Consider the following 2144-nt stretch of genomic DNA (forward strand, 5'->3'; position numbering starts at 1 on the left):
TTTTTCCAGCTGTTTGGTGATCTCTTCAAAGGTAGCGGCAGCAGTATTAACTGTTTCGGCACTACTATTGATCATCTGAGTATTGGATTCTGACTTATCTGATAACAGCTGTACTCTTGCTGACATTTCTTTGATAATATCTGCAATCTGATTAGTAGCACTTGCAGAGTTCTGGGCAAGAGCTCCGATTTCTGAAGCAACAACTGCGAATCCTTTTCCGGCTTCTCCTGCTCTTGCAGCTTCGATACTTGCATTGAGTGATAGGAGATTGGTCTGTGAGGAGATTGAATTGATAAGATCAATTATCTGAGTAATCTTATCGGCAGCGTCGCTAACACTGGAAACAGCATCTGCCATATCTTTCATAGAAACAACTATGTCATCCATGCCGGATGATACAGAAGACATATCCTGCTGGCCGCTATTAGCTTTTGTTACCAGTTCGTTCATTGTGTTTTCAATTTCCTGCTGCTGGTCATTGACTGTAGCAACGGTTTGAGCCAGAATAGTAGCGTTTTCTGCAACTTCTGTAACGGCCTTGGCCATATTTTCTATATTCTCACGAACCTGGGTCATGCTTGTTGACTGGTTGTTAGCAGCATCTTCAAGATCTTCTGCTGTAGTCTTGGAAGTCTGTGCATCTCCCTGTAGCCTTCCTGATACATCTTTGATCTCACTAAGCGATGATCTCATTCCGCTTACGAAATCTCCCATGGCATTATTCATATATGCGATTTCATCATTACCATCTGAGCTGATATCAACTGTAAAGTCTCCGCCGGATATTTTTTCAATATTGCCGGTAAGAGATGTTACAGGAAGCTTGATCATCTTCTTAAGAACAATATTCATTATGATAATTACTGCGATAATAGATAACGGGATTACTATAATAAGTATATTCACAATAGTATTAATTGTTTCATATACTTCATTCTGCTTGGCATATACAAGGACGAGCCAGTTAGTACCATCAACACCTGAAGCAGCCATGAAATATTTATCATTATCAACTTTAACACTTTCTACTTCGTGTTCTTCTTTACCTGTTTCGCTTGATACAAATGTTCCAACTGATGATAAGAAGGTATTATCTGTTATATCAGAAACATTTGATCCGCAGTAACTTGAATCTGCGCCGTAAGTAAGGATCATGCCATCGCCTGTAACCATCATGGCACCGCCTGTCTTATATAACTGGACTGAATCAAGAGTTTCCTGAGCCGTTGAAAGCATAAGATCAGCAGCAAAGCATCCTTCACGACCATCCTTTAGGTGGACATGCCTTATAACAGTTGCGCAAAGATAACCAGTTACAGTATCAAAGTATGGTACATCATAATAATAGAACCAGCTATTGTCATATGTCAGAGCTTCTATGTACCAGGGCTTCTGGGTTATGGATTCCATCTGAAGGCTTGTATCACTGGGGTATATGAAGGTTTCATCTTCAAGTGCAAGGTAAGCTCCTGTTGGGATCATATCGTATCTTCCAACTGTTCCAAGAAGATAGTCTTCGATATCCTGATTGGTAGCATAAGTATTTTGCTCAACAGCATCTGCTACACCGTTAAGATAGTAGAAGGTTGAGTTGAGTTCTCTGTTAACCTGTCCGGCGCTAACTGATACTTCATTTTGTAATGAGGTAAAAATTAAATCGCTGATTGCAGTATATGATAGCTGCAGTGTGATTCCTTCAGCTATCAGAATACTTGCAAGTAATAATATAACGAACATTACTGATAATTTGGCGCTTATTGCCTTTTGCGCACCTTTTTTTTGCTTGATTGCTTTCACTTTTTTACTCATAAATAGAGCCTCCTGGAGAATGTACTATTGTAAGTACAGGACAAACGGCAGTTTTGTTACTGCATGGTGAATTAGGTATAGAGATATATAACTAATCGGCTAAATATCATGTGATAATAATATTTATAATAAGTAAACTCTTTGAATAAATAAGCTGCAGAATGGGGATTTTGGCAATTGACTTGACAAAAAAAATGTATATAAGGATACTAAAAAGTATTATGAAAAAAGTAAAGGGGAAAAATAATGGCATTATTTGAAACAAGAAATTTGTCCAAGCGTTATGGCAGTAAATATGCTTTGGACAATGTTAATTTGCAGCTTGAAGCCGGACG

1 protein-coding gene is annotated in these 2144 nt (G+C 38.4%); it reads right to left on the reverse strand.

The features are described from left to right. Positions 1 to 1809 (reverse strand): methyl-accepting chemotaxis protein (locus tag K6G87_RS17510; RefSeq protein ID WP_296840153.1); only part of this gene is annotated, 1809 nt, incomplete at its 3' end. Between the last annotated feature and the right edge of the window lie 335 nt (positions 1810 to 2144).

The sequence above is a fragment of the Butyrivibrio sp. genome, from assembly GCF_024699075.1.